General features: G+C 70.4%; 16 protein-coding genes and 1 pseudogene. 8 read left to right on the forward strand and 9 right to left on the reverse strand.

From position 1 onward, the window contains the following. Positions 1-96: 96 nt before the first annotated feature. From ACIP8Z_RS07830 to ACIP8Z_RS07845, 4 genes are all read left to right on the forward strand, one after another. Complete coding sequence (locus ACIP8Z_RS07830) at positions 97-1,605, forward strand: DUF4246 domain-containing protein (protein ID WP_402080094.1); 1,509 nt, start codon at positions 97-99, stop codon at positions 1,603-1,605. Between the two features lie 44 nt (positions 1,606-1,649). Then, a complete protein-coding gene (locus tag ACIP8Z_RS07835; RefSeq protein WP_402080096.1) occupies positions 1,650-1,877 on the forward strand; it encodes a hypothetical protein in 228 nt (75 codons plus the stop codon). Positions 1,878-2,106: 229 nt separating this feature from the next. Continuing rightward, positions 2,107-3,357, forward strand: coding sequence for a DUF2254 family protein (locus ACIP8Z_RS07840; RefSeq protein ID WP_402080099.1), 1,251 nt, complete (start codon positions 2,107-2,109; stop codon positions 3,355-3,357). 172 nt (positions 3,358-3,529) lie between these two features. Continuing rightward, a complete protein-coding gene (locus ACIP8Z_RS07845; protein ID WP_402080102.1) occupies positions 3,530-4,402 on the forward strand; it encodes an aldo/keto reductase in 873 nt (290 codons plus the stop codon). Positions 4,403-4,460: 58 nt separating this feature from the next. Here ACIP8Z_RS07845 and ACIP8Z_RS07850 read toward each other — a convergent pair whose 3' ends face one another. Beyond that, complete coding sequence (locus ACIP8Z_RS07850; RefSeq protein WP_402080104.1) at positions 4,461-5,609, reverse strand: DUF475 domain-containing protein; 1,149 nt, start codon at positions 5,607-5,609, stop codon at positions 4,461-4,463. A gap of 232 nt (positions 5,610-5,841) precedes the next feature. Here ACIP8Z_RS07850 and ACIP8Z_RS07855 point away from each other — a divergent pair, with 232 nt between their 5' ends. Both ACIP8Z_RS07855 and ACIP8Z_RS07860 read left to right on the forward strand, forming a co-directional pair. Beyond that, positions 5,842-6,723: an LLM class F420-dependent oxidoreductase gene (locus ACIP8Z_RS07855; RefSeq protein WP_402080821.1), complete on the forward strand. Its 882-nt coding sequence runs from the start codon at positions 5,842-5,844 to the stop codon at positions 6,721-6,723. A 3-nt stretch (positions 6,724-6,726) separates the two neighbouring features. Then, positions 6,727-7,416, forward strand: a pseudogene (locus ACIP8Z_RS07860) (histidine phosphatase family protein); the annotation flags it as partial. Between the two features lie 60 nt (positions 7,417-7,476). Here ACIP8Z_RS07860 and ACIP8Z_RS07865 read toward each other — a convergent pair. The 8 genes from ACIP8Z_RS07865 to ACIP8Z_RS07900 form a co-directional block, all read right to left on the reverse strand. Continuing rightward, a complete protein-coding gene (locus ACIP8Z_RS07865; RefSeq protein WP_402080107.1) occupies positions 7,477-8,838 on the reverse strand; it encodes an aldehyde dehydrogenase family protein in 1,362 nt (453 codons plus the stop codon). Beyond that, on the reverse strand, positions 8,838-9,896 hold the full coding sequence (locus tag ACIP8Z_RS07870; protein ID WP_402080109.1) for an AMP-binding protein: 1,059 nt from the start codon (positions 9,894-9,896) through the stop codon (positions 8,838-8,840). Before ACIP8Z_RS07870 ends, ACIP8Z_RS07865 begins: the two co-directional genes overlap by 1 nt. Positions 9,897-10,071: 175 nt before the next feature. Further along, positions 10,072-11,184, reverse strand: a complete 1,113-nt coding sequence (locus tag ACIP8Z_RS07875; RefSeq protein WP_402080111.1) for an NAD(P)/FAD-dependent oxidoreductase — start codon at positions 11,182-11,184, stop codon at positions 10,072-10,074. After that, positions 11,181-12,149 carry a hypothetical protein gene (locus tag ACIP8Z_RS07880; RefSeq protein WP_402080114.1) on the reverse strand — a complete coding sequence of 323 codons (969 nt, stop codon included), beginning with the start codon at positions 12,147-12,149 and terminating at the stop codon, positions 11,181-11,183. The genes ACIP8Z_RS07875 and ACIP8Z_RS07880 overlap by 4 nt, the downstream gene beginning before the upstream one ends. Before the next feature lie 298 nt (positions 12,150-12,447). Beyond that, the gene (locus tag ACIP8Z_RS07885) at positions 12,448-13,221 is read right to left on the reverse strand and encodes a thioesterase II family protein (protein WP_402080824.1); all 774 of its coding nucleotides are present in this window, start codon (positions 13,219-13,221) and stop codon (positions 12,448-12,450) included. Between the two features lie 236 nt (positions 13,222-13,457). Further along, positions 13,458-16,205, reverse strand: coding sequence for an AAA family ATPase (locus ACIP8Z_RS07890; protein ID WP_402080116.1), 2,748 nt, complete (start codon positions 16,203-16,205; stop codon positions 13,458-13,460). A 204-nt stretch (positions 16,206-16,409) separates the two neighbouring features. Further along, positions 16,410-17,177, reverse strand: a complete 768-nt coding sequence (locus ACIP8Z_RS07895) for an SDR family NAD(P)-dependent oxidoreductase (protein WP_402080119.1) — start codon at positions 17,175-17,177, stop codon at positions 16,410-16,412. Positions 17,178-17,360: 183 nt separating this feature from the next. Beyond that, complete coding sequence (locus ACIP8Z_RS07900) at positions 17,361-18,284, reverse strand: NADP-dependent oxidoreductase (protein ID WP_402080121.1); 924 nt, start codon at positions 18,282-18,284, stop codon at positions 17,361-17,363. 126 nt (positions 18,285-18,410) lie between these two features. Between ACIP8Z_RS07900 and ACIP8Z_RS07905 the strand changes: the two genes are divergently transcribed. Then, the gene (locus tag ACIP8Z_RS07905; RefSeq protein ID WP_402080124.1) at positions 18,411-19,466 is read left to right on the forward strand and encodes a GlxA family transcriptional regulator; all 1,056 of its coding nucleotides are present in this window, start codon (positions 18,411-18,413) and stop codon (positions 19,464-19,466) included. A 140-nt stretch (positions 19,467-19,606) separates the two neighbouring features. Beyond that, positions 19,607-20,833 (forward strand): cation:proton antiporter, encoded by a 1,227-nt coding sequence (locus ACIP8Z_RS07910; protein ID WP_402080126.1) that lies wholly within the window; start codon positions 19,607-19,609, stop codon positions 20,831-20,833. Positions 20,834-20,852 lie beyond the last annotated feature (19 nt).

The following is a 20,852-nucleotide window of genomic DNA, read 5'->3' on the forward strand; positions in this document are numbered from 1 at the left end:
CCACCTGGGCGCCGGCCGGAAGGGACCGGGACCGCTCTGTCAGTCCGCTCAAGTAGGCTTCCCGCCACCGCACACCGACTCGGAGGACCCAGAGAATTGACCGGCCTGTCTGCCTTCCCGCTGCCCTTTCACTCGTCTCGTTCCCTACCGTTCGCGACACCGCGAACGCTGCGGGAGATGGAGATGATGCGGTGCAGCTCCCACATTCGGGCGAAGCCGGAGTGGTTCGACAAGAGGAACGACGCCGACGTCGTCGCCAGGTGGACGCGGGAGGCGATCGACCAGGGGCTCACCGAAGCGCAGGTTCGCTACGTGCTCGCCGAACTCGCGCACTACGCCGCACTGCGCGACCCGCACACCGGTGTCGAGGTGTCGGCCGTCGACGGGGTCTGGCAGTCGGACACGCTGATCGACGACAAGCTCAAGGCCCGGCTGAGCGAGGCGGTCCAGGTTCTGGAGCAGGTCCCCGAGGCGGACAAGGACTGGCACCCCGGATCCGACGGCCAGGTCCTGGATCTGGTGCATCCCTCGCTGTTCTGCCTGGTGAAGGATGTGAGCGGGGCACACGAGCGGGCCTGGAAGAACCCGACGAACCAGTACTCGAAGTACGAGTTCTCGGAGAAGTTCCAGTGGTTGCCCACGGACGTCGACGTCGATGCCGACGGCGATGTCACCTTCCGTTCGTACGTCAACAACGTGCACCCCGAGGCCCATCGCGAACTGGCCGCGGTCCTGCCGGACCTGTTCGCGCGGATGCGTCCGCTGCTGGAGAACGTGCTCACCGATCTGCGCCATCCGCGGCCCGTGCGGATCGAGACCGATCCGTGGGGTTGGTACGGCCCGGCGCCGGAGCGTCCGGACAAGTCCTCCTTCAGCGATGACGCGGCCTACGCCGAGGCCTTCCGCGCATGGGGGAAGGAAGAGGACGAGTGGTGGGAGAACCGCCGCCCGGTCGTCCCGGACGCCCCGGCCTTCACCGCGCCCGAGGTGCCCGACGCATCCTCCCGGGTCGACCTGCGCGGCCGTGGTCTCCAGGTCATCGTCAAGCTCGCCACCATTCATCTCACCCCGGAGAAGCCCGAGTACTCCGGCGGCTCCTGGCATGTCGAAGGGATGCTGAACGAGCGGATCGTCTCGACCGGCATCTACTACTGGGACAGCGAGAACATCACCGAGAGCCGGCTGAGCTTCCGGGCGGCACTCTACGACCCGGAGTACGAACAGAACGACGACAACGGCATGCGTGACGTGTACGGGCTGGAGGACGAGGACGCGCTGAACCAGATACTCGGTTCGGCCTCGACCCCGGCGGGCCGCTGCCTGGCGTTCCCGAACGTCCTGCAGCACCGCGTCGGCTCGTTCCGCCTCACGGATCCCACCCGGGCGGGACATCGCAAGATCCTCGCGTTCTTCCTGGTCGACCCGTCGGAGAAGATCGTCTCGACCTCCGACGTACCGCCGCAGCAGCCGTGGTCCGACACCTCGACCATGACGCTCGACCAGGCCAAGGACTTCCGCGAACAGCTCATGCGGGAACGCAAGTTCTTCGTCGACGAGCACAACGAGCAGCTCTACGAACGAGAATTCTCGCTCTGCGAGCACTGAGCCCGACGGCGGGCGCGGAGCCGTCGCGAGGTTGGGGTTGGCGCGTGCTGCCGCTCCTGCTCTGCTTCCTGCTGCCGATGTACGCGGTGGCGGTGCGCACCGCCGGCCGCCGCGTCGTCCCCGCGCCCGGTCGCGCCTGGCCGTGGACGGCGGTCCCGATCGCGGCGGCCGTACTGCCCGTGGTCGTCGCGATGCTCCTGGTCCAGGCCGTCGCCACGGCCGTCACCCTGGAACTCGGCACCCGCGGCCGTCTCGTCCGGGCCGAGCCGTAGCCGCCTGGGACGGCCGGGCTCCACCGGATGCTTCCGGCACCGTCCGTCCCGCACGCCGCTGCCGGCCGGTGGGCCTCCCCCGTCCTCGTCGGGTCATCCGTTCGTACGACAGCACGGGCACGCCCGGGGGAAGCCCCGCAGAGTGGGTCACGACGTCGAGACGGGGAGGTGGCGATGCCGGCTCATACGATCCGCCGCTGCTCGCGGGAGCACGCGGTCGGACCCCGCCGTGTCTGAGCCGCCCATGACCACGGTGGGCGCGGGGCACTCGGCCGAACGTGTCGTCCGCCCGCGGCGGGCCCTGCGCGCCGGCATCACGCACGCGGTGGCCGTCGGCGTGGCGGTGGTGCTCGGCATCCTGCTCCCGGCGATCGACGGCGGCTCCCGGGTGGCCGGGGACCGCGTCGTGGCCGTGCTGAACGTGCTCGGGGTGGGCGTCCTCAGCGTCACCGCCCTGATCTTCTCGCTGATGTTCCTCGTCGTGCAGTGGGCCGCGGGCAACTTCAGCCATCGCCTCGCCCTGTTCCGCTCCGACCCGCTGGTGTGGCGCGTGTTCGCCTTCGTCATCGGCGTGCTGGTCTATTCCGTCACCGCGGTCCTGGCCATCGGCTCGCGCGAAACGGTGTCCGTGGCCGTACCAGTCGCCGCCCTGGTCATGGCCGCCGTGGCGTTCGTGCTCGTCCGTCGCCTCCAGCTCGTCGCGCTGCGCTCGATCCAGCTCTCCCACGTCCTCGACGAACTCCGCGACCGCGGTCTCCACGTCCTCGACGTCTACTGTCCGCCGGGCGAGACGGCGGGCGCCCGGGACTCCGCACCGGGGGCGGTGCCGCTGCCCGGGTCCGTCACCGCGTCGGTCCTCTGGCGGGGTACGTCCGTCCTGGTCGAGCAGTTCAACCTGGGGCCGCTGGTGGCCGCGGCGCAACGAGGGAACGCGACCGTCGTCCTGCGGGTGGAGGTGGGAGACGTCCTCTACGACGGTGACCCGGTGGCCGACGTCCACCACGGCACTGTCGCGGAGGCCGAGGTCCTGAAGGCGGTCGTCGCCGGTCCCGAGCGCACCTTCCACCAGGACCCCGCGCTCGCCTTCCGACTGCTGTCCGACATCGGGCTGCGCGCGCTGTCCCCGGCGATCAACGACCCGGCCACCGCCGTGCAGGCCCTGGACGCCGTCGAGGACCTGCTCCGCCATGCCGCCGCAGGACCGATCGGGCAGGAGTCCCGTGCGATCGCCGACGCCTCCGGGACGGTGCGGGTGATCCTGCCCGTGCCCGGGTGGGAGGGTCTGCTGCGGATCGGTCTCGATGACATCCTCGTCATCGCGCCCTCCATGCCGATGGTGCTCGTGCGCTGCCGGAAGCTCCTGACCGGTCTTCTGTCCGTCGCCCCCGCCCCTCTTCGCCCGCCCTTGGAGGAGCGTCTGGCGTGGACGGAGCAACAGCTCACGGCCCGGCCCTCCTTCATGCGTGACGAGGCTGTGTAGTCCCCTGCCGCGGGCGGCCTGTCCGGCAAAGGGCTTGTCCGAGACCGGAATGTGCCCTCTTTCCGATGCCTGGGTGATGGGGCATCCTCGGTGGGGTCGCTGGGGCACCTGCGTACCCGTGGGGCACCTGTGGCCAGTGTCCCTTTCGGTACGTGACTTCCAAGGATCGAATGTGAGTACGCAGTCCACCACCCGTCCGGCCGACGCCTCCGGCACCTTCGCCCTGGGCGGCGACCTCCCCGTGAACCGTCTCGGTTACGGCGCCATGCAACTGACCGGGCCGGGCGTCTGGGGCGAACCCCGCGATCCGGACGAGGCCGTCCGGGTCTTACGCCGCGCGGTCGAGCTGGGCGTCACGTTCATCGACACGGCGGACGCCTACGGCCCGAGCGTCAACGAGCGGCTGATACACAAGGCGCTGCATCCCTACGCCGATGACCTGGTCATCGCCACCAAGGGCGGGGTGGCACGTCCGGGTCCGGACGACTGGCGGCCCGACGGCCGGCCCGAGTGCCTGCGCGAGCGGCTGGAGCTGAGCCTGCGGCACCTCGGACTCGAACGCGTCGACCTGTACCAGTTGCACCGGATCGACCCCGAGGTCCCACTGGCCGAGCAGCTCGGCGCGCTGGCCGAGCTCCAGCAGGAGGGCAAGATCCGTCACCTCGGACTGTCCGAGGTGACGGTCGAGCAGCTCGAAGAGGCCCGCACGCACGTGGACATCGTCTCCGTGCAGAACCTCTACAACCTCGCGAACCGGTCGGCCGAGGACGTACTCGACTACGCCGAGGCCGAGAACATCGCGTTCATCCCCTGGTTCCCGATCGCCACGGGCGAGCTCGCCCGCCCCGGTGGGCCACTGGACGCCGCGTCCCGGGTGCACGACGCGAGCCCCGCGCAGCTCGCCCTCGCCTGGCTGCTGCGCCGCTCCCCGGTGATGCTTCCGATCCCGGGCACGTCCAGCACCGCGCATCTGGAGGAGAACGTCGGCTCCGCGCTGCTGCGACTCGACGACGAGGCGTACGAGACCCTCACCGCCGCCGGCTGAGAGCCGCGCCGTGTGATCCTGGCCGGCGCGCGCCCGTGGCGCGCGCCGGCGGTCCGACTCAGACGCCGGAGGGGACCTCTGCCTTCTCGGTGGATCCCGCTCGCTCTCCGTCCTCCGCCGCCAGCCTGCGGTTGCGGCGGACGGAGGACCAGAAGGACCAGGCGATCAGGATGACACCGATGAGACCGGTGACCACCTCGGGGATCTGGTAGCGGATGGAGACCATGAGGATCACGGCCAGCGCGCCGATCGCGTAGTGCGCGCCGTGCTCCAGGTAGACGTAGTCGTCGAGCGTGCCCTGACGGACCAGGTAGACCGTCAGCGAACGGACGTACATCGCGCCGATACCGAGTCCGAGCGACATCAGGACGATGTCGTTGGTGATCGCGAAGGCGGCGATGACGCCGTCGAAGGAGAAGGACGCGTCCAGGACCTCCAGGTAGAGGAACATGAAGAAGGCGGCCTTGCCGGCCATGACGACCGCCGGGACCTTCTTGCCGCTCCTCCTGGCCTCCTCCTCGGCCTCGTGCTCGCGCTCCTCTTCCTCCTCCAGCTTGTTCTCGAAGTAGCCGGAGAGGCCGCCGACGACGAGGTACGTGATGAGGCCGAAGACGCCCGAGAGCAGGACCGTCGCCGCCTTGTCGACGTGCAGGCCGCCGTGCTGGTGGGCCTGGGTCGCGAAGGTCATGGCGCTGATGGCCAGGACGACCAGGGCGATGCAGACCGACAGCATGTCGATCTTGCCGAGCTTGGCCAGCGGGCGCTCGAGCCAGCCGAGCCACTTGATGTCACGGTCCTCGAAGATGAACTCGAGGAAGATCATCAGCAGGAACATCCCGCCGAAGGCCGCGATCGACGGGTGGGCGTCGGTGACGAGCTGCTCGTACCGCTCGGCGTCGTTGATCGCGAGGTCGACGGCCTCGATGGGGCCGATCTTGGCACTGATCGCCACGATCACGACGGGGAAGACCAGCCTCATGCCGAAGACGGCGATGAGCACACCGATGGTGAGGAAGATCTTCTGCCAGAAGGCATTCATCTTCTTCAGGATCCCGGCGTTGACCACAGCGTTGTCGAAGGACACCGAGATCTCGAGGATGGACAGGATCGCCACGATCCCGAAGGCCGCCCATCCGCCGTATAACACCGCCGCGACGAGGCCGAGCGCGGTCACCGCGAACGACCAGCCGAACGTCTTCAGAAGCACTGGCTACCCAATCGTTTTGTGCGGGGCTCCCCCCGCGAGCCGTACCTGGCTTTACCAAACACTGACCGAAGTCTAGAGCGAAGCAGGGGAGTCCTGGCGCATACCGGCCAACCTGTCCTCAGCGCAGGGCACTTGAAGACGTTCTTGGCGCGGGAAGTCTTCCCAGGGGTGTCCATCCCCACTCCCTCCGGAGCAGGATGACGACAGAATCGACGTGTGGTACACAGACATAATGGCTTCCCAACTCCCCTTACGCTTCGGCGTCAACATGTTCGTCCCCGGTTCGCTGCACGAGTGGCGAGCGAAGTGCCGCAGGGCGGAGGAACTCGGATTCGACGTCGTCGGAGTGGCCGACCATCTCGGATTCCCCGCCCCGTTCCCGTCATTGGTGCTCGCGGCCGAGGCGACCGAACGAATACGGCTGACCACATTCGTGTTGAACACGCCGTTCTACAACGCCGCTCTTCTCGCGCGTGATGTGGCGAGCACCGACCGGTTCATCGACGGGCGTCTGGAACTCGGGCTCGGCGCAGGATATGTGAAGGCCGAGTTCGACGCCGCGGAGATTCCGTTCCCCAGCGGGGGGAAGCGGGTCGAACAGCTGGAGCGGACGGTCACCACGCTGCGCGGCCTGTTCGACGACCCCGCATACCAGCCGCGTCCGGCCCAGCCGTCCGGCCCGCCCCTGCTGATCGCGGGCTGGGGCGACCGGCTGCTGCGCGTGGCCGCCACGCACGCCGACATCATCGCCTTCCCGGGCGGCTGGGCCGACGCCACCGGTGACGCGCTCCACCTGGCCGGAAGCACGCAGATGGACGAACGCATCACCTACGTGCGCGGCCTGCTCGGTGACCGCGCCGACTCCGTGGAGCTCAATCTCCTGATACAGCAGGTGATTCCGCCCTCCGACCGCGCCGCGTTGCCCGACCGGTTCGCGCCGGTGCCGCCCGACGCCGAGCACAGCCCCGACGAGGTGCCCAGCGTCCTGGTCGGAACCCCCGAGGACATGGCGCAGCAGATCAAGGAACGGCGTGAACGCTACGGCTTCACGTACTTCACGATCATGGAATACAACATGGAGAATTTCGCGCCGGTCATCGCCGCGCTGCGCTGAACCGCACACTCCGGCACACGGCCGCCGGCGACGGCGGCCGTGCTCGAAAGGGGACACCCGATCAGCTCCACGACCCTTGTGCTGCTCCGTCACGGTGAGACGGCATTGACACCGGAGAGACGGATATCCGGCAGTGGCGGCTCGGATCCGGCGCTGTCGGAGACCGGGCTGCGGCAGGCCGAGGCCGCCGCGAGGGTGCTCGTCGCACGCGGTCCGGTGCAGGCCGTGGTGTCGTCACCGCTGCGCCGGGCCCGCCAGACGGCCGAGGCGGCGGCTCGTCGGCTGGGCCTGGAGGTCCACGTCGACGAGGGGCTCACCGAGGCGGATTTCGGCGCCTGGGAGGGACTGACGTTCGCCGAGGCGCGCGAGCGCCATCCGGACGAGATGGCGGCGTGGCTCGCCTCTCCGAAGGCGGTGCCGGGCGGGACCGGGGAGACGTTCGCCTCGGTCGCGCGCCGGGCCACGCGCGCGCGGGACCGGCTCCTGGCACGGTACGAGGGGCAGACGGTGCTGGTCGTCTCCCATGTCGGGGTGTTGCGGACGCTGCTCCGGCTGGCGCTGGGCGCGCCACCGGCGACGCTGTTCCGGATGGAGCTGTCGGCCGCCTCGCTGTCGGCGGTGTCCTATGCCCGGGACGGGGGCGTGTCGGTACGACTGCTCAACGACACGTCGCATCTGACGGACCAGCGGTGACCTGGACGGCCGAGGGGGCGGTGCTCGGCACCGCCCCCTCGGCCGTCGGCTGTCGGCTTGTCAGCGTCGAATCGTCTTGGTGCGCATGAGGAACTCGGCGAGGTAGCCGTCGTGCGGCAGTCCGTGCGCCATCCAGGGTGTCGGATGGTCACCGACGTAGACATTGGCGATGGTCGGCTCGGCCACCAGCTCGTCGATCAGGTCGGCGTCGGTGGTGACGGCGGTGAGGACGAGGGTGTCGCGCAGCGGCCGGATCCCGGCTTCGCGGTCCCAGGGGGCGACCCACGCGCAGGGGAAGCCGAGTTCCATCCCGAGTTGTTCGGCGAACGGGCTGTCGAGCTGGTGCACCGCCGGCCGGAGCACCGCCGCACCGTCGCCGAGGTCGTCGATGATCCCGTCCCCGCCGAGCCACGCCTTGGTGCCCGCCGCCCGGTGCCGCAGATGGCCGTCCCACCGACGGGCGAGGCCGATGGGCTGCACGGGCAGGACGGCTCGTTCGTCCGTCGCGGGCAGGCTCGGCAGCGCGGCGAGGCGTTCGGCGATCGCCGCGGCCACGGGAGAGGGGTCGCCCTCGACGAGGATCCCGGTGGCGTTGACGCAGCCGACTCCCCCGCCGCCGCTGATCGACTCCACGAGGGTGTCGACGATCGGTTCCCAGTCGGTCTCGGCGGTGATGAGCACCTTGGAGCGGCCGGGGCCCTGCGGCAGAACACGTCGGTCGCCCGCGTACTTGGCCACGACGTCCGCGCCGCCGTACACCATTCCGAGGTCGGCGTGGCGGAGGATGTCGCCGGCCACGTTGTGGTCGGTGGGCAGCAGCACGATGCCCTCGTCGCCGAACCCGGCCTCCCGCAGGGCCGTGATCAGCCGGTACGGGGTGAAGGGCTCCCGGCGGGAAGGGCGCACGGCCACGCGGTAGCCGAGCGCGAGTGCGTCGAACCAGCCCTGGTGCACCGCCGGATGGTTGCCCGCCGCGTGCACGGCGAACACCTCACCGCGCCGGGTCCACACCGCAGCGCCGTCCCGGGCCCGCGGATCGCGCCACGAGTCGACCGCACCGGCCGGCCGCGCGTTCTCCACGCTGTGGCGGATCCGCTCGGCGCCCTGTGCGATCTCTTCGGTGGCCTGGCGCACCACCGTGATCGGCATCCCGGTGACCGTGCTGACGGTGTGCTGGTACTCCTGCGGCGTGAGTCCCGCGATCGTCTGCGTCGCGAAGGCCCGGCCGGCCCGTGCGAAGGCCTCGATCCGCGCGTCGAAGGGCAGCGCCGGCGCGCGGCGCAGGGCCTTCATCGCGCGGGTGACGTACAGCGAGGGTGCGAGGCTCAGTGTGGCGACCTGGTGTCCGGAGAAGTCTCCGAGGGTCTCCTGGCGCCGGGACCGGTAGGGGCCGCCGGGGCCGAGAACGTCCAGGGACAGCATCAGTACACGCCCTCGACCACGGCCGTGTCGCCGAAGGACGCGACCGGTGCGACGTCCGCGACGGCATCGCCGAAGCCGCCGTCCACCGGGGCGATCCGCGTCGCGTAGTCCCGCTCGATGTTGTTGACCAGCAGGGCGCTTCGGCTCATGTGGTGCACGACGATCTGCCCGCGCTCCCCGTACGGGACGACCTGGCCGGTGCCGGGGTCGATCACCCGGAACGTGGTGTACGGCGCGAAGGAGTCGAACACGCAGGGCTCGTCGTCGCGGAGACCCGGGCGCTCCACCGAGGTGCCCAGCATCATCGTGCCGCCGTACCCGCCGACCATCGTGACGCCTCCGAACACCTCGTCACGGAGGAGATCCCGGGTGTCGGCGTCCAGGTGCGTACCGCCCCAGATGATCGCGCGCACCTTGCGGTTCACCAGTTCGACGAGGTCGTCGTGCTGCGAAAGGCGCTCCAGGAGCGGCGGGGTGGCGAAGAGGACCCCCACGTCCTGGCCGGCCAGAAGGTGGCCGACCTGTTCGATGAGGTGATCGGTGTAGGCGTCGGCGACGTCCGCCCGGCCGTCCGAGATCAGCTTCTTCACCCATCGCGGGTCCAGATCGATGCTGAAGTTCAGCCCGCCGCGGAGCATCGCGGTGTCGACCGCCATGGCACCGACGTTGTGCGGTCCGGTGGGGACCGCGCTGAGCCAGTCGACGTTCCGGGGCACGCCGTGGGCGTCCAGTCGCTCGCTGAACCACTCGACGCTGCGCCGATGCCACTCGGCGCTGTACGGAACCGCCTTGGGCCGCCCCGTCGTTCCGCCGCTCTCGTAGACGGCCGCCTCGTGCTTGTCACCGTAGCCACGGGGGATCAGCTCGCGCACGCCGACGTCGCGCAGCTCGTCCACCACGTTGGGGAAGCGGCTGAGATCGTCGAAGTCCCGGACGTCGGTCAGGGGGTCGAAGTCGAGGCCCCCGGCTCGTTCCAGCCAGAACGGCGACCCGGTCTCCGGGCTGAAGTGCCACCGCATCATCTCCCGGACGAACTCTCCGCCCGTGTGCTCGACCATGGAAATCTTCCTCTCGAGATGGTTGAACAGAACCCCGGCGACCTGTGTCGACACGGTCGCGGGTCTCGCCGAACGGCGCCTCGCGCAGGGCCGCGGCGCCGGATCACCCGGCGCCGCGACGACGTCCCACGCGTGTCCACGGCCTCACGGCGGGCGCCCGGCCGTGGCTCCTCTCTCAGCCCGTCCCGGCCGTACCACCGAGGTGGCGGGCGGTGGAGAGACCCGACGTGTCGATCCAGGACTCCTTGTCGAGCACGAGGTCGCGGACGATCTCTCCGGCGGCGGGCGCCTGGCACAGTCCCTGGCCGGAGAATCCGGCGGCGTAGAAGAACCGGCGGGAGGGGTCGCGGCCGATGAAGGCCATCCCGTCCGGACTGACGTCGAGGTTCCCGCTCCACCCGCTGTCGATGGGGCGGCCGGCGAGGCTCGGGAAGGTCGTGCCCAGGTGGTGCGACACCCGTCGCAGCCAGTCCTGTCGGGTCTCGTCCGGAGCGGGGCGGCCCATCCCCACCAGAATGCGGTCCCCCCAGCTGCGGATCCGCAGGCTGGACGGGTGCATGGTCATCGGCAGAGCGTTCTGCGGTGCGCTGCCGGGGGTGTCGGTCAGGAGCATGTCGACGGGGTACGTGGTCACCGGAAGGGTCACGTCGGCCATGGCGGCGACCGTTCCCGCCCAGGGGCCCGCCGCGCAGACGACGGCCTCGGCGCGGATGCTTCCCGCAGGCGTGTGGATCCGCCCGTCCGGGTCGATGCCGGTGACGGGCGTGTCCGTGTGCAGCACGGCGCCCGCCTGCCGGGCCGCTGTGGCGAAACCGCGCACGATGGCGGCGGGGTCGCAGGCGTAGGCCTCGGGCGACCAGGCCGCCGCCAGGACGGTTCGCTCGTCGATCAGGGGGTTGAGCCGTGCCGCCTCGGCAGCGGTCACCAGCTCGACATCCACGCCCGCTGCCCGCTGGGCGTCCTGGGTCTGCCGGAACTCCTTCACCTGTTCCTCGTCGGAGAACAGCACGAGGAGGCCGATGCGCTCCAGGCCGAGGCCGGTTCCGGTCTGTTCGGCAAGGGCTTCGTAGCCCGCCAGGCTCCGCACGGCGAGGCTGCTGATGAGCGGGTTGCCGGGAAAGTAGGTCCGCACCACGCCCGCGGTGGTCCCGGACGCTCCCGATCCGAGCGCGCCACGCTCCAGCAGGACGGTGTCGACGCCCGACTCGGCGAGCCGGCACGCGATCGAGGTGCCGATGACCCCGCCGCCGATGACGACGGCGTCCGCGCGTTCGGGGAGTCGGCTCACGGCTGGAGGACCGGTTCATCGGGGCGCAGCTGGCGCAGGTGGTCTCCGGCCTCCCACGGGTACAGGTGCAGGTTCCAGCCGCCGAGGCAGTTGATGTAGAGGGCCAGTTGGCCGGCCACGCTCAGGAAGTCCTCGCGGTCGAGCTGGTCGAGGCGGTTCAGGAAGCGCTGGGTGAAGCCCCACAGCTGCTCCAGGCCGCAGTAGCCCAGGAACTCGGCCGGAACACCGACCAGGAGGCGCGTCATGTGACGCAGTGAGTCCATCGGCATGCCCTGGACCGCGCCGCGGACGAGACCACCGTAGGTGGCGTACCCCAGCGGGCGGGTCTCACCGTTGACGAACAGCAGCGTGGGCAGCACCGTCTCGAAGCTTCCGGCCCCGGAACGGATCAACCCCGCGTGGAGGTCGGCGAGTTCCTGCGGTTCGGCGAGCCAGGCCTTCTCGGTCGCGGCGTGCACGTCGTCGATGAGACGGCTCGCGTCGGGATCCGCGGCGACCAGTTTCGGAATGCGGTGGCCGCCTTCGGTGCCCGCCCTGCGGACCTCCACCAGGATCGGCTTCTTCGTCGAATAGACCGAATCCCAGATCGCCTGCCCGGCCTCAAGGAGTGCGGGAATGTCCTCCTGCCGGATCCGGCCGACCGGGGTCGCCGGCATGGGCTCGGTCAGTGTTCCGTATTTGATGCCCAAATGCTGGAGACCGGAGCAGAATACGGTCCCATCGGGCGCCTCGCGTCGATCCGCTATCCGAGTGTCCGCGGCTAAGTGGAGCAGCGACGGAATCGGTGCCGCGTGATAGAGATGCTCGCCCGCCACGAGCGCGTGTCCCTGCAGACTCTGATAGGGCAGAGCCTCCCACAGCGCGTCGGCGAGTTCGGCGTTGCGGCCGTCGAGTTCCGCGGTCACCGTGATGCCCAGGTCGGGCCAGGCAATCTCGATTTGCCGACCGGAAATCGTTTCAGTCAAGGCTTTTCCTTCGTTCGGTTGACCTGTATGAAAACTCCCTGCCATCGCGCTTCAACGTACCGGCGATCAAGTGCGGACCCACCCCTGACCGACCCCCTATCGTGGCGGAGCTCCTACCCCAGCGCGCCGCGTCGCGACGGCCTCTGACCAGGCATGGAGCAGCAAGCCCCCAACTTCCCCTACCTACCCTTTCTTTACTTTCCCTTGGTCATCCTTGGATCTCTCCCGAACGCGCGGACACGTCGGCGAGCGACCGGACGAGGCCCTCGCCCGATCTCCTCCGTCCGCGGCTCAGTGATCAGGACACACGCGACCGGTCCCGGAAAGCGGCGATGCGGTCGCTGACCTCCGAAGCCACCGCGGCCTGCTGGTCGTTCAGGTAGAAGTGCCCGCCGGGGAACGTGCGCATCGAGAAGCCGCCGTCGGTGAGCCGCTCCCAGGCACCGCCGTCGTCGGAGCTCACCCGGGGGTCGCTGTCGCCGACGAACACGCCGATCGGGGCACTGAGCCGGTCGCCCTCCCGGTAGCGGTAGGTCTCGACCGCCCGATAGTCGGCCCGCAGCGCCGGCAGGACCATGCGCATCAGTTCGTCGTCGGCCAGCAGACTCGGATCGGTGCCGCTCAGTGCGCGGATCTCCGCGATGATGTCGTCGTCTCCGCGCAGGTGCACGTTCTCGTCCCGGTGGATCACCGGGGCCCGACGGCCGGACGCGATCAGGCCGAGCAGTGCGCCCGGGGCCGACCGTTCGATCCGCAGGGCCAGTTCGAAGCCGACGACCGAGCCCATGCTGTGCCCCAGGATGACGATCCGCTGCTCCGGGGTCGGCGCCAGCAGATCGCAGATCCGGTCCGCCAGGGTGCGCACGTCGTCGATCGGCGTCTCCTTCCGTCGGTCCTGACGGCCCGGATACTGCACGCAGACCACGTCCACGGCGGGAGCCAGTCGCCGGGCCAGGGGAAGGAACTGTGACGCCGCACCGCCCGCGTGCGGCAGGCAGAGCAACGTGGCCGTGCCCGGCGACGCAGGTTCGTATCGGCGGAACCACTGGTCCCGATCCTCGGCTACGGACATCGGCGAAGAACCCCGTCTCTGCGCGGTCAGCCGGCGCATCCGCCGCCCGACCCTCCTCAATAGCGTCTCGGCAATTCGAACCTCAACGTAACCGGCCGCCCCCGCGCGGCGACAGCGCCCCTCACCAGGCATGCAGCGGCCCGCACACCCCGCCCCGTACCACCCCCCTGCCACCCCGAGGGACGGCGCTCGGGGTGGTAGGGAGCAGTCGTGGTCTCGACCGGGCGTGGAGCGGTTCAGTGGTCCGCCGAGCCCACCAGACCCAGTTCGACGGGCAGGCCGAAGCGACTGCTCACTCCGAGCTTCCGGTACGTCTTGGTGAGGTGCTGCTCCACCGTGCTCACCGTGATGAAGAGGGTCTGGCTTATCTCGCGGTTGCTCCGCCCCTGTGCCGCCAGAGCCGCGACCTTGCGCTCGGCCTCACTGAGCAGCGCGAACCGGTGGATGGTCTTCCGCAGGGTGGGAGTCTCGCCCGGTTCCTCCGCGTCGCCGGAATTCTGCAGCCTCCAGTAGAGCGGCTCGGCGCCGCACGTCTTGGCCATCCGCTTCGCCTGATGAGAGATGAGTCTGAACTCGGCGACATGGCCGCACTCGAGTTCGGCGTCGCTCGAATCGGCGAGTGCGAGGGCCAGTTCGAGCCGGTCCCCGGAATCGAGGAGCACCTTCACCGCGTCCCTCAGCGTGGAAGCCCGGGCCGGCTGCTTGAGCGTCGCGGCCATGATCCGCAGGGTGCGGCCGCGCACGCGCTTGTTGTCGACGTACGCCCGTGTCAGTTGCTCCTCAAGGAGGGCTTCGGCGCTGCGTGCGTCGTCGAGGCGCAACCACGCCTCCGCCAGGTCGGTGCGCCATGGGATGAAGTTCGCGTGGTCGAGAACGGTTCCGGAGAGAAGGCGGCCGCAGGTCTGGAAGTCCGCCAGGGCCGCGTACGGACGGTTGTTCTCGATGTAGAAACGCCCACGGGCATGAAGGAAGTGCAGCCAGAACGGATTTCGACGCGCCTCGGGACGCGCCTCCCTGACGAGCGTCTGCGCCTCGTCCGTCCTGCCCATGGCCGTGGTGGCGTGGACGAGACAGGACAGCGGCAGGCCGAGGGCCGCACCCCAGTTGTGCTCAGGCATCACGGCCAAGGCGCGGCGGGAGTGCCGCTCGGCGTCGACCAGGTCTCCCCTGCGTACCGCCACCAGCCCCTGGACGGCCGCGAGCATGGCCACCCAGGCCACGGCCTGAAGGGCTTCGGCCTCCGGCCTGAGCGTCTCGCACCAGCCCTGGGCATCGTCCAGCTTGTCGTCGAAGGTGAGGACGAGCAGGGCGGAGAGCACGGTGACCGGCAGGGCGTCGGCGATCCTGCAGCACTGCAGGACCTGTTCGGCACTCTTGACGAGGTCGCTCCACGACTCGCACGCGGCTGTCTCCCCGGTGCGGTGCGTCGTGGAGGTGTCCTCCACGCCGTCCGTTCCCTGGAAAGGCACCACCCATCGAATCCACTGACGCGCGAGCGCCAGTTCGGCGGCACCGGTCAGGTCGCGCTCGTCCTCCTTCGTGTCGACCTGTTCGAGCGCCAGGGCGGCCTCCTCGGCGCGGCCCTGCCAGGCGAGGAAGGTGCTGAGCGCCACGATGTCCCGAGTGGCCAGACTCCCCTCCTGGAGCAGGGAGTGCAGCGGCGCCAGCAGAGAGGTGACCGCTGTCGGCTTGGTCAGCCACAGGACCCGCGCCAGCGCCCCCATGACCTCGGCCCGCTCCCGGGCGTCGCCGCAGGCGTGACGGGCGACCTCCAGAAACTCGGCCGCGCGGCTCGGGCTTCCCTCCCTCAGTGCTTGCCAGGCCGCGTTGCGGAGGACGTCGACGGACCAGTTCTCCGCGATGCCTCCCGCGGCGACCAGGCGTTCGGCGACCTCGGACGGCACCGCCCCGTCGGAGTGCAAGAGCAGTGCGGTGCGCTCGTGGAGTGCGGCGAGCGCCTCACCGTCGAGGCCGCTCAACGCGGCGGCCCGGGCGGCCTGGTGGCTGAACCATCCGGAGCGGAGCAGTCCCGTGCCCGCAAGGGCGTTCAACGCCTCCACGACCGTCCGCTGCTCGCTGTCGAGCAGCCGCGCCAGCACGTCGGCCGACGCCGGAGCACCGAGGACGGCCAGGCCGCGCGCCACATCGAGCAATTGCGGATCCCAGCGATGCAGACAGGCCTCGACCGCGACCTTGAAATGATCCCCTTTGAGCGCCGCGTCCATCGCGGAAACCGAATCGACGTCTCCGGGCTCACGCTCGTAGAACCCGCGACACTGATCCTGGAAAAGCGCTTTCAGAAGCAGCGGGCTGCCGCCTGTCGCCGCCAGGAAGGAAGGGGCGAGACATTCCGCGCTCGCCTCGCCCAGACGTCGCTGCCGTAGCCAGTCGGCGACGCCTTCGAGCGAGAGCGGCTGCATGTTCAGGAGGTGGAAGTACGGCTGTTTGATGAACTCGGCCAGTACAAGCGGAGGCTTGGAGCTGAATACCCGCCACTCGGTGAACACGGCGACGACGGGACTCGACGCGAGTCGGCGCAGTATCAGAAGGAGCGCTTGCAGACTGGCCGGGTCCGCGTACTGCGTGTCATCGACAGCCAACACCAGAGGTTGCCCACCAGCGGCTTCGAGGAGAAGCTCGGTCAGGTCATCCACCGCGCAGGCGCTCAGCGAGAAGTCTTGGGAACTCCGCTCCTGAGGAGCCAGGAGACGCTCCAACCGCTCCCCCTGCTCGGCGCTCAGCTCGGTGGAGCGGAATAACTGCGACAGTACGCCTAAGGAATGGACCTGCCCGGAGCGTGCCCCCGACGCGCTCAGGACCAGGGCGCCGACGCTCTTCGCGTATCCGGAGAAGCTGGACAGGAGTGTTGTTTTACCGACACCGCCCGGGCCTGTCACGAGGGCAACTGTTCTGCCGTTTATCGCGCACTCATTCAGCATTCGCTTCATGCTTTGAAGTTCGACGCATTTCTCGATCACGACCACTGAAAATCTCCCCGAATTCTGCCTTGCATTTTCTTTAATCACTTAACTGTATCTTCAACGTAACTTCACCCCCGGCAGGCAGTCAAGATCCCCTTGCGGAGATCGTCACCAAGGTCTGGCAATCGTTTCATTCCGCTGATATCGCACGACAAAGAAGTGCCGGCCGGGACATGTCCCGGCCGGCACCATCGGAGACCACCAAGGTCAACTACGGAGGTGCGACGCTCCGTTGAGGTCGAGGATCGTCCCGGACGACCATTCCGCGGCGGGAGACGCGAGCCACAGGGCGGCCGCCGCGATCTCGGCGGGCTCGGCCACCCGGCCGAACGGGCTCTGGGCGCGGATCGCGGCCCCCTCGGCCCCCTCCAGGCGGGACGAGACCCGCTCCGTGGCGAAGAATCCGGGCGCCACCGAGGCGACGGCGATCCCGTACGGGGCGAGGGAGACGGCGAGCGACTGGCCGAGCGCGTGGACGGCGGCCTTGGTGGCACCGTAGGCCGGGTGGTCGGGTTCGCCGCGGAAGGCGCCGCGCGAGCCGATGTTCACGATGCGGCCGCCCGCACCCTGGTCGATCATCCGCCGGGCCGCGAGATGGCTCAGGTTCGCGGTGGCGAGCAGGTTCACGGACACGTGCCGCTGCCAGACCGCCACCCACTCCTCGTACGGGGTCTCGGGGAGCGGGTGGCGCAGGTTCACCGCGGCGTTGTTGACGAGTACGTCGATCCCGCCGAGCGCCTCGGCCGCCGCGCCGGCCACGGCCACCGCGCCCGCCGGGTCCGCGAGGTCACCTCCGACGAGGGCGTGGCCCGTTCCGTCGAGGGAGTCCAGGGTGACGCGGGCCTCCTCGGCGCGCGAGCCGAAGTGGACGGCGACCCGGTCGCCGTTGGCGGCGAAGGCCTGGGCGACGGCCCGCCCCAGACCCCGGGAGGCACCGCTGACGAGGACACGACGGCCGGAGGCGGGCAGTTTCATCGGAGAGCCTTCCGCGTGGGGACGTAGCGAAGATCATTCTGCACTGCGGCCCCGCGGCTCGGCCCACGGCCAGGACGATCCCGCCCATGGACCTGACCGCCGCCAGGACGATCCCGCCCATGGACCGGACCGCCGCCAGGACGATCCCGCCCGCGGCTCGGACAGGACGCACCCGCCCCTCGCTCAGACGACCGACAGGACGATCTTGCCCGTGGTGCGGCCCTCTTCGCCGATCGTGTGGGCCTTCGCCGCCTCGGCGAGCGGCACGACGACCTCGACCACCGGCCTCAGCCGCCCCTGCTCCACCAGGGCCGCGATCTCGCGCAGGCCGAGGTGGTCGGGCTCCACCAGGACCCAGGCCGCCCGTACCCCGTCCCGCGCGGCGGGGACGTCGTCCGGGCCCGGCAGGGTGATCAGCCGGCCCCCGTCACGGAGCACCTTCAGGGAGCGCTCCGCCGTCTCTCCCCCGATGCCGTCCAGGACGACGTCCACGTCGGAGACGACGTCCTCGAAGGGGGTCGCGCGGTAGTCGACCACCTCGTCCGCGCCCAGCGCGCGCACCAGGTCGTGCTTGCCCGCGCTCGCCGTCCCGATGACGTAGGCCCCACGGGCCTTGGCGATCTGCACGGCGAGGTGCCCCACCCCGCCGGCCGCCGCGTGCACGAGGACCCGCTCCCCGGGGCGGACGTCCGCCGCGTCGACGAGGGCCTGCCAGGCGGTGAGCGCCGCCAGCGGCAGCGCCGCGGCCTCCACGTGGGTCAGGGAGGCGGGCTTGGGGGCGAGGTGCCGCGCCGGGGCCACCACGTACTCGGCGTATCCGCCCGCCTGCCGGGGGAAGAGCGGCATGCCGAAGACCTCGTCGCCCGGACGGAGGATCCCCACACCGGGGCCCACGGCCTCCACCGTGCCGGACACGTCCCACCCGACGGCCGGGACGGCGCCCCACTCGATGAGGCCCCCGCCGGCCCGGGTCTTCCAGTCCACGGGGTTCACTCCGGCCGCGTGGACCCGCACCAGGACCTCGCCCAGGCCGGGCTCGGGGCGCTCCACCTCGCGCTCGACCAGGTTCTCGGGTCCGCCCCACTGCTCCACGACCACCGCACGCATGCTGTCCGCCTCGTTCCGTCTCGATCGGTGCGCCGCCGGACCGTTCCGGCGGCGATGCGTCCACGATCCGATACCGCGCTCCCGCGTGGTGTTGGCCGTTTGGCCAGTATGTGACAGGATCTGGCCATGGGCAGAAACGCAGATCAGACGAGGGGGACCACGCGGGGAGGGACGCCGGCGCCACCGCACCGGGTCGCCGTCCTCGCGCTGCCCGGGGTGCCCCCGTTCGAGCTCGGCATCCCCTCCCGGGTCTTCGGCAGCGCCCAGGACGCCGACGGCCTTCCCTTGTACGAGGTCACGATCTGCACGGCCGACGGTGCCCCGGTCCTCAGCGACGCCGGGTTCACCGTTCAGCCCGCTGCCGGACCCGAGGCCCTCGCCGCCGCCGACACCGTGGTCCTCCCGCCCACGCACGCCATGCCCGAGCTCGGCCGTGGCGGCCCGCTGCCGCCCGAGGTCGCCGCGGCCATCGACGGCATCCGGCCCGGCACCCGGCTGGTGTCCATCTGCACCGGGTCGTACGTGCTCGCCGCCGCCGGGCTCCTCGACGGCCGGCCGGCCACCACCCACTGGAACCTGGCCCCGGAGTTCCGCCGCGCCTACCCCCGGGTCAAGGTGGACGAGGACGTGCTCTTCGTCGACGACGGCGATGTGCTGACCTCCGCGGGCGTGGCCGCCGGGGTCGACCTGTGCCTGCACATGATCCGCCGCGACCACGGGGCCTCGGTCGCCAACCGGGCCGCCCGGATGTGTGTGGTGCCTCCCTGGCGGGACGGCGGGCAGGCCCAGTTCATCGACCGGCCCGTGCCGGAGCCCACCCTGGCCAGCACCACCGCCACCCGCGCCTGGGCCCTGGAGCACCTCGACGAGCCGATCACCCTGGCCCGGCTCGCCGAGCACGCCCGGATGAGCCTGCGGTCCTTCACGCGGCGGTTCCGCGACGAGGTCGGGGTGACCCCGGTGCAGTGGCTGACGGCCCAACGGCTCGAACTGGCCAGGCAGCTCCTGGAGACGACCGACCTTCCGATCGACCTCGTCGCCCACCGTGCCGGCCTCGGCTCCGGGAACTCCCTGCGCGCGCACATGCGGACGGCCTTCGGGGTCTCGCCCGCCGCCTACCGCCGCGCGTTCGGCACCGGCGCCGTCCCGGGACCCGGGCAGGAGAGGGAACCCTCCGTCTGAGCGGTGGGCGGTCACCTGGTGGACACCGCCCCAGGAGGGACGCCGTCGGCGTGCTGTCGCGGGACGGCGCGGCATCCGCCGTACGCTGCAACGCCGGGACGAACCCGCCGGGACCGAGCCTCCCCGAAAGCGCGGATGTCTTGCTTGCCGTCACCGTCATCGCGGGCATTCTGTTCACCTGGTGCGTCCTGTCGCGCCGGCTCGCGCTGTGGAGCATCACCGCGCCGATCGCCATGATGGTGGCGGGCATCGCCCTCACCAGCGGATCGGACCCGCCGCTCGTCTTCGACTTCGGCGACCTGGCGGGCTTCGAACGTGCCGTGGAGGTCGTCCTCGCCCTGCTGCTCTTCGTGGACGCGACCGAGGTTCCGGCGGGAGCCATCCGACGGGAGAGGAACGTCGTCGCCCGTCTCCTGGGCGTCGCGCTGCCCCTGACCCTGGGCGCCGCCTTCCTGACCGCGCTCGCCTTCTTCCCCGACCGGCCCGGATGGGTCCTCGCGACCCTGGCTTCGGTCGTCGTCCCCCTCGATCTGGCGCCCGCCGCGGCCCTCGTGCGGGACGAACGCGTCCCGGCGCGCCTCCGCGAGGTGCTCAACGTCGAGGGCGGCCTCAGCGACGGCGTCGTCTCACCGGTGTTCCTGATCTGCGTCGCCGCCGCCGCCGAGTACCGCGCGGTGGGCTCCGACTACGCCGAGGCACTCCTCGACGCGGTCGGCGCGGCGGGCTGGGCCGTCGGGGCAGGATCGCTCGTCGGCTGTCTGGCCGGATGGCTGCTGCGCCGGTCCTGGGCGAAGGGCTGGACGCTGCCCGCCGCGGCGAGGCTCGCGGTGCTGAGCGTGCCCCTCGCCGCGTACTCCCTGTCCGTCTTCCTGGGCGGGAACGGCTTCGTCGCCTCGTTCGTCGCCGGTGTCTGCGTCGCCCCGGCGATGCGTCATCTCCCCGAGGGCACCGTGCGGATGACGGACGATCTGGTCACCCTGACGACGCTCGCCCTGTGGTTCCTCTTCGGCCAGTTGGTCAGCGACGAGTTCTGGGACGGTTTCCACCTGTCGGTCATCCTCTACGCCGTCCTCGCCTGCACCCTGGTACGCCTGGTGCCCGTGATGCTCGCCCTCGTCGGTACGGATCTGTCCCTGACCGACCGGCTGTTCCTGGGCTGGATGGGGCCCAGAGGAGTGGCCTCGGTGGTCTTCGGGCTCCTCGCCGCGATCGAACTGCCCGCCGCCGGAGGCGGTGACTTCATCTCGCGGGTGATGGTGATCACCGTCATGGTCAGCATCGTGCTGCACGGCCTGAGCGCCGAGCCCCTCGGCCGCCGGTACGCCCGAGGGCGGCGCGCCTCGCCGGAACCCCGGGTCCGGGGATGAGGGCGGGCGGCGGGCCGGC

It is taken from the genome of Streptomyces sp. NPDC088553 (assembly GCF_044752965.1).
Lineage (GTDB): Bacteria > Actinomycetota > Actinomycetes > Streptomycetales > Streptomycetaceae > Streptomyces.